General features: G+C 56.4%; 7 protein-coding genes and 1 pseudogene. 4 read left to right on the forward strand and 4 right to left on the reverse strand.

The features are described 5' to 3' along the window. From LC066_RS14155 to LC066_RS14165, 3 genes are all read left to right on the forward strand, one after another. A complete protein-coding gene (locus LC066_RS14155) occupies positions 1 to 1,107 on the forward strand; it encodes an alpha-hydroxy acid oxidase (protein WP_224900184.1) in 1,107 nt (368 codons plus the stop codon). Further along, positions 1,104 to 2,204, forward strand: coding sequence for an NAD(P)/FAD-dependent oxidoreductase (locus LC066_RS14160; RefSeq protein WP_224900187.1), 1,101 nt, complete (start codon positions 1,104 to 1,106; stop codon positions 2,202 to 2,204). The genes LC066_RS14155 and LC066_RS14160 overlap by 4 nt, the downstream gene beginning before the upstream one ends. A 477-nt stretch (positions 2,205 to 2,681) precedes the next feature. Next, positions 2,682 to 4,190: a hypothetical protein gene (locus tag LC066_RS14165; RefSeq protein ID WP_224900190.1), complete on the forward strand. Its 1,509-nt coding sequence runs from the start codon at positions 2,682 to 2,684 to the stop codon at positions 4,188 to 4,190. Positions 4,191 to 4,465: 275 nt separating this feature from the next. Here LC066_RS14165 and LC066_RS14170 read toward each other — a convergent pair whose 3' ends face one another. The 3 genes from LC066_RS14170 to LC066_RS14180 all read right to left on the reverse strand — a co-directional run bounded on the left by LC066_RS14170 (position 4,466) and on the right by LC066_RS14180 (position 6,374). Continuing rightward, a complete protein-coding gene (locus LC066_RS14170; protein ID WP_224900193.1) occupies positions 4,466 to 4,804 on the reverse strand; it encodes a hypothetical protein in 339 nt (112 codons plus the stop codon). 7 nt (positions 4,805 to 4,811) lie between these two features. Further along, positions 4,812 to 5,867, reverse strand: coding sequence for a hypothetical protein (locus LC066_RS14175; RefSeq protein WP_224900196.1), 1,056 nt, complete (start codon positions 5,865 to 5,867; stop codon positions 4,812 to 4,814). 309 nt (positions 5,868 to 6,176) lie between these two features. Continuing rightward, entirely contained in the window at positions 6,177 to 6,374 is a 198-nt protein-coding gene (locus tag LC066_RS14180) for a hypothetical protein (protein ID WP_224900199.1), read from the reverse strand. A 104-nt stretch (positions 6,375 to 6,478) separates the two neighbouring features. On the opposite strand from LC066_RS14180, the gene LC066_RS14185 reads away from it, so the two are divergent. Beyond that, positions 6,479 to 6,745, forward strand: a complete 267-nt coding sequence (locus LC066_RS14185; protein WP_224900202.1) for a hypothetical protein — start codon at positions 6,479 to 6,481, stop codon at positions 6,743 to 6,745. A gap of 144 nt (positions 6,746 to 6,889) precedes the next feature. On the opposite strand, the pseudogene LC066_RS14190 reads toward LC066_RS14185, so the two are convergent. Further along, positions 6,890 to 6,994 (reverse strand): annotated as a pseudogene (locus tag LC066_RS14190) (IS5/IS1182 family transposase); the annotation flags it as partial.

A 6,994-nucleotide genomic window follows, 5' to 3' on the forward strand; every position in this document is an offset into this window, starting at 1 on the left:
ATGCTGGACGACGACAAGGATGTGCGCCGCGATGACCGCTACGCCACGACACAGAAATATGCCTCCCTACGGGGGATCCGGGCGGCGGCGCGGAAGAACCTGTCGGACATGGTGTGGAACTACATGCACTGCGGCACCGGCGACGAGGTGACGGCGCGGACCAATGTGGCGGCTTTCGACGACTACCTTTTCGAGGCGCCGCTGTTCGCGGGCGTGGCCAATCCCGACACCTCGACCCGGGTGCTGGGCCATGATCTGTCCTTTCCGGCCTTCACCGCGCCCTTCGGCGGCGGCGAGACGCTGTTTCATCCCGATGGCATGTGCGCCGTGGGCCGCGCGGCCCATGCGGCGGGGATCAAGCAGTTCGTACCCGTGGCGGCCGGCCATTCGCTGGAAGAAGTGCGCGCGGCCTCTCCCGCGGCGCTGGTTTTCCAGCTGACCTTCGTGGGCGAAGAGACCCAGGTTATCGATATGATGCACCGCGCCAAGGATGCCGGCTACGGGTACATCTGCGTCACCTATTCCCCGATCCGCCAGTGGCGCGAACGGATGATGGAAGACCGCTTTTCCATGCCCGGCGCGGGCAAGCCCGCGAACTTCGGCCCCGACACCTCGGATCCGGCGATGTTGCAGGAATTGTTGGATTTCACCCGGCCGCGCTGGAGCTGGGACCAAGCGGCGCGGGTCATCGCGGCCTCGCCGCTGCCCTGCATCGTCAAGGGCGTGACCAGCCGGGCCGATGCTACGGCGGCGCTGAAGGCTGGCGCGCAGGGCCTTTACGTGTCGAACTACGGTGGCCGTACGATCGACCGGGAACCGGCCTCGATCTCCACCCTGGCCGATGTCCGGGATGAGGCGGGTCCCGATGTGACTGTGGTCTTTGACAGCGGTATCCGGCGCGGTTCCGACATTGCCACGGCGCTGGCCCTTGGCGCCGATGCGGTGCTGCTGGGAAGAGCCTGTGCCTTGGGGCTGGCCGCCGATGGCGAGGCGGGGGTGAAGCGCGTCCTCGACCTTCTGCGGGACGAGTTCTGGACTACCTTGGGCCATCTGGGATGTTCTTCGGTCTCTGATCTGTCGCCCGCCGTCTTCCGGTCGCGCCTATGAAGATCGCAGTTCTGGGCGCCGGTGCCATCGGGGCCAATATCGCCCATCGTCTGGCGGTGCGCGGCGCCGAGGTGGTGCTGATCGACGGGCAGGCCCCGGCGGCGGGCACCAGTGGTGCTTCCTTTTCCTGGCTGTCGTCCTTTCCTCAGCTCTCTTGGGCCGAGGATCCCGGACGCCGCGCGTTGCGCCTTTCGGTCAATCGCCATTTCGACCGCCTGGCGGAGGAACTGGGCGGCGACTGGCTTGACTGGTGCGGCACGTTGACGGTCGAAAGCGCGGTGCCTGCCTTCGACGGGGCGGTGGCGCGCTCAACTGAGGCCGGGGCGCAGATCGAGGTCCTCGACGCCGGGGACTTGGCGCGGATCGAGCCGCATCTGCGGCTGGCCGAGGGGGAGAGGGTGGCCTTCGAGCTGCGCTCCGGCTGGGTGGATGCGCCCGAGATGATCGAGCAGCTGATCCGGGTCTTCCACCTGTCGGGGGGCACCTTGCAGTTAGGCCAGCCGGTGACCGCGCTGCGCCGAGCGGGCGCGCGCGTCATCGGGGTCACCCTGGGAGACGGCACGCAGATTGACGCGGACCTGGTGGTCAATGCCGCCGGCGCCTGCGCAACACATATCGCTGCCACGGCTGAGCTGTCGATCCCGATGGAACTGGTGCCAGGCATGATGCTCTATGCTGGAGCCAGGGCAACCGCTCTGCCGCGCCACGTTATCAATGGCGACCGTTGGCTACTGCGCCCGGACCGGCGCGAGGGCTTGGCGATCCACTGGCGCGGCGAGGGGCTGACGGCAGTTCATGGCAACAACGGCGCCGATGGTCCCGCGATGCTAGCCGACGTGGCCCACTCGGTCCCAGCTCTTGTAGGGCAGCAATCAATGCGGGAACGGATCGGCATCCGAGCCATCCCCTTCGGCGGGCCAGTGATCGGTTCGCTGCCGTGGATCTCGGGGTACTACAGCGCGGTCTCCCACGGGGGGATTGGCTGGGGACCGATTTGGGCGGATCTGGCCGCACGGGAGATCCTGGACGGGACACTCGCGCCGGAGTTGTCAGGCTTGAGGCCGACGCGTTTCTACATGGATGTGCCCGAGCGGTAAGAGGCCGCCATGAGCCTATATCTTCGGGTTGCGAGCTGACATTCGCTGCGGTCTGAACGAGCGGTAGTGAGGCGCGGGTAGCGAACGCCGCATCGGGGTTAGGCAGGGGCGCAGGACCAGTCGTGATCGGCCCAGAGCCGACCTTGGCGCAAAGTGCAGCGAATGGCTGATGCCAGCCCTGCCGCGAAATTCGGGCGAAACGCAGCATGGCCGCAGGCGCCGACACTATCGGGCGGAGAGCGGTCGTTCGCTGCGCACTGCGTTAAGGACACCTCTGCGGGACGCAGCGGCCGTGCGCGGTGCGGCATGCAATGACCGGTTCCCGCCAAAACGCGACATTCATTTTAATCTGCCCACAGCCTTCTTGCGGCACTAAAGAAGACCTGAGACGCACAGAAAAGCTGGCACGACAGGAGAGCGTTCCTTGCCATGGGGAGAACTTTGTGTTCCGGTATGCCGAAAAGGAAAGGCAAGAAATTGACAGAATCCATTCTTTCCCCGCTGCAGCTTCCGAGGCGATGGGAGGTATTGACAGATCGAGCCGAGGAGGCGGGCGTAGATCCATCTGACCTCGTTGAGCGTGCTCCACTAGCCGAGGCGAGAATTGATCAGCTCCTTTCCAGAATTCAATCGGGTTCGGGGGGCGTTTTTGAGATCCTTCTTGGAAAATCTGGATCGGGAAAGACCACCTTTGTAAAATCTCTACCCCGATTTTTTGATAATATTTTCGTGATATCCATTGACCCCGGAGTAGACCTGAATGATCTACCTCAGATTATTAAGAGGAGCGATCAGGAGGCGAAGGGGAAGCATAAATTAGTTTTGATTGAAAAGCGAGACAATCCAAGGCAGGCGGACATTGACGGATCTAGAGATTACTTTATTAGCTGGCTTGATTTTTTAAGGGAATCTGAGGGAAACGTTGTCATCCTTTGGACAATGACTGACCCGAACGCTGCGAAGGAAATCGCTGAAACAGCTTGGGATGTTGGTAGAGACTCCATATGCGCTCACGATAGTCGTGGAGTATTCAGCTTTGAGGGAGTTGGTAAAAGCAAATACTATGACATTGCCGATAATACGGCACTAAATCTCTCCGGAGATGGTTTAGAGGCTTATGGCGTTTCTCGAGAAGTAGCTGCTGCATTTATTGATAAGTCTGAGACGATCTCCGATTTCTTTCAAGAGGTTATTTCTGCCTCAGCGGCATCCACTACTCACTTTAGGAGCCTAATCAGAGAGCGCGGGCAGCCGCGCTTGTGGGTTTTGTTGCATGGAGACGACAGATCAGCGATTGGGCACACTGTCGGATCCCTCACTCAAGGAAGCCATTGGCAAGTTGATTTGTCTCGCATTCTCGATACAATTGATGACAACCACAACACAGCCACGTATGCAAAAGAATGGCGCAAACGGAGAGCCAACGCCGGTCAACTTTTGAGAGCGCTGGATGCGCGTGTGTTTGCCATCCCGCCAAACGTATCTGTGCATGCAGTCCGTTGCTTTGGTGATGGGGTGGTAAAAGGTCCATTGAAAAATAAGTCAGGAGCGAAAGCTCCTGCGGCCGCATCCCTGAGGTCCACACCTGTTTACAAAGAACTGCTCATTGTCTTGGGCAAAGAAGCTTCTCCCTCCAAGGCGTCCGGGAAAATTGCTGATGCTACAATTGAAGAATATAAAGCCATTCAGGCCCTTGCACGGAATAATGACGAAAAGCTCAACCAAGCAATTGGCAAACTGTTTGAGTACACACTCCAGGAAGATGGACTTGACGTTGAAGTCAGTATTGAAAAGCGTTCCGACCTTATTTCTGGAATCCAGGTTGATATCGGGATCCGCGTTGGTCAGGCGGAGTTCGTATGCTTGGAACCAACGTGGAGATCAAAGAGCGGTGGTGATAGCGGTCAAAATACTCTCTCAGAAGGGCATATAAAACCGTATCTTCTGGACAAGGCGTTAAAATACATCGCAGCTATGGATCTATAAACAAGGGACATTCCGTGTGAGGAAAATTACTCGAGATTGAATAGGCCGCACGATGTGTGACGCAGAATTAGTTGCGCCGAGAAGCCTCCGGCACTTTGGGCTCGGAGCAATCACTTCTTGTCAGTTGGATGAACGGCAGCTCCGGGCCGTTCCTGTCGGTTCATGACGTTAAAAACCGGAGTCGATTGGCTACGAAAACAGTAACCGTTGAATCTTTGCGCGGTGAACCTTTAGGAACAGGTGCTTTCGGATTGCGCAGTAATGGCGCCGGTGTTCTAACCTCCGCGCGTAAATTTGAGTACGATCCCTGCTTCCGCTTTTCCAGAAACGAAACCAACCGTGCCTTCGCCGCTGACGGACAAAGTAACCTCAATCTCATTCAGTCGCATTTTTGTATCCGCTTCTTTGTCTTCCGCATCTTTGATCATGTTGATGACCACCTGATTGGTATTCTGCCAGCTTTGCTGAAGAAGGTTAGGGTCAATTTCCTTGTTCTGACGGAAGAGCTTCTTCAAGCTATGGCCTGTGAATTGACCATCCGCCGCTGGAGACCTTTGGTTCAGGGGCTCATCGGCTTCTGAAACAATAACGTAAAGTTTGAACTCGTCCGACATGATGGATTTACTCCCATAGATCAATTGAAAAAACGTTTGCGACCTGATCCAGACCTTGTGAAATCTGGTATGTTTGTCCGTTAGTATCAATGACGCCCGAGTATATGCTCAATCCATTTCCTGTTTTGAGGCTGCGAACAAGGGCACCGCTATCTCCGGGTTGACCCCCTGTGTCCAATCGAACCCTTGCCGGTTCCATGGAACTGGTGACACCGGGCAAGACACTGACGGTGGTAACGTTCCCCGATACAGTTTTCGACTTCATTCCGTAGAATTCATAAGGCTCGTTGGGTTGCGGGCATGGTTCCGGCGTTATTCTTACGATATTTTGCGGAGGGTTTTGATCGATGTGGACGAGAGCTCCATCGATTGGGTAGTTGGCCACGGCGTGGACGTTTCCGTCTACGCCACCTTCTAACGTTACATTTTGACCGTGATTTACCCAGTTGAACGTGTGAGCGGCAGTTAGGACTAGCCAGCCTGCGCAGCTTGCCCAGCAAGTTGACGTCGCATCGATGAGATTGGGCGTTGAAAAGTACCGCGAACTGCCTTTTTCGAGGATCAAAGGTAAACCTTTCAGACGCATATCAAATTCGCCCAAATCAATGAAAGGTGATCGACCTGATAGATCGATATGCTTTTCAAGACCGATCAGCGATGCACCGAAGATATAGGGCGTTTGCTTTCTAGATTTTTGAGCAAGACCATCTGCGTAAAGACGCTTAGGAAGCTCCACAAATCCAGTAGAAAAATATATTCCTTCGTTTTCGAGATGAGGGTAACCACGCTCAGAATGCCATGGATGCTTTCCCAAATAGTCGAGCATCCTGTATCGGTTCTCGCCAATAATTTGCTGAAGCAGGTCGTTCCAGTATAAAATTCGTTTCGAAAGTGTGTTTTCATCGCGTCTAGACGGCTCTTTTCCCTCTACGTCGTCCTTTTCGTCTCTGAAGTCACCGTCGCGATCTTGGTCGCGTTCCAAGCGGTCGGTAGCCGCTTCGCTTAGCGACATTTCTGGCAGGTCTTTTGGAACAAGGGCGTTCGCGATCTCATCGGTCAACATGGCTTGGTCTCAAAATGAACGTTAAAACTATCCAGCTATGATGTACCAAGTTCGCGGATCGGACAACAGTCTTGCGAAAGCTACCAACATACCGCGAAGACCCTAAGGTGAATTTCAGCGCTTGCGGGCAACGTCCGCTGTGCGGGCTGCAACTGCAGCATCGTATTGAAGTCGTGAATGTCTCTTAAGGGCCGATTGCTACGTGAGGCCAAGCCATAGGCGTGCCTGCGGCCAGATCTACTTACTGCGCCAAACCGCCATCAGTCCAGAGCGCAGCGAATGTCTACTCCTCGCCCGCTGCGCTCCTTGTTATGCATGGCGAAGCTTTTTGCCCTGTCGGGCAATGAATGCTTCTGCTTCCTCGCGGGTCTTAAACCCAACATCGGATCGCTTGTGATAATACTCGCGGCCTTCGACCGTCACGACATCATAGATCTCGAAATAGATCGCTTTCCGTCCATCTGGAGTGCGGATGGACTCTTCCTTTACGATCATTCGGTCGGGCATGGAGGCTTCTCCTAACTATAGATGACGGGACAGTTCTGTATGATAGCAATGGGGACATGTTGTAGCTAGACTGATCTCAGATCACCCTTGCTTGGAGGCCGAAAATGAGCGGATCGAAGAGGTTGCTCGAGGAAATTCAGGAAGAACGTGCGTGGGCTGTCCAACTCCTGCTTGATGCAGGCGCGCTGGCCGAATGTGAGAATCACGGGTATCTCACAGACGAATTGGACAGCGCCGCTCTTGACGATGCAGTCGCGGCGGGGATGCGGAGTTCTGGTGACAGCGAGGCTAAAGTGAAGCGACGTTTGCAGGATGTGCTGGACGAGTACGGCGAGGAATGCCCTGGTTGCGTAAAGAACGCTGCGGATTGATAGGGGAGCGAGAGGCGGGCACTCGAGCCGGGAGGCGATCCGCTTGGTGAAAGGCGGCGTTCGATGGCCATCCACAGCATACTGGTGGGGCGCGCGCGACCGTAAGCTTACTGCGGAGTGTAGCCGTAAGTCTAGGGTCAGGACTCATAGCCAGTAAATAACGAGGGCTGCGAGGGCGATGGCTGACAGGAAGACTTTCGGGCATCTGTCGTATCGGGTCGCCACACGCCGCCAATCCTTCAGCCTGCC

This window comes from Pseudooceanicola marinus (genome assembly GCF_020177265.1).
GTDB lineage: Bacteria > Pseudomonadota > Alphaproteobacteria > Rhodobacterales > Rhodobacteraceae > Pseudooceanicola > Pseudooceanicola marinus_A.

Bases quoted from the DNA above. Each gene is read 5' to 3' on its own strand.
- LC066_RS14155 (WP_224900184.1), top strand. From the start codon at position 1: ATGCTGGACGACGACAAGGATGTGCGCCGCGATGACCGCTACGCCACG.
- LC066_RS14160 (WP_224900187.1), top strand. From the start codon at position 1,104: ATGAAGATCGCAGTTCTGGGCGCCGGTGCCATCGGGGCCAATATCGCC.
- LC066_RS14170 (WP_224900193.1), bottom strand. From the start codon at position 4,804: ATGTCGGACGAGTTCAAACTTTACGTTATTGTTTCAGAAGCCGATGAG.
- LC066_RS14175 (WP_224900196.1), bottom strand. From the start codon at position 5,867: ATGTTGACCGATGAGATCGCGAACGCCCTTGTTCCAAAAGACCTGCCA.
- LC066_RS14180 (WP_224900199.1), bottom strand. From the start codon at position 6,374: ATGCCCGACCGAATGATCGTAAAGGAAGAGTCCATCCGCACTCCAGAT.
- LC066_RS14185 (WP_224900202.1), top strand. From the start codon at position 6,479: ATGAGCGGATCGAAGAGGTTGCTCGAGGAAATTCAGGAAGAACGTGCG.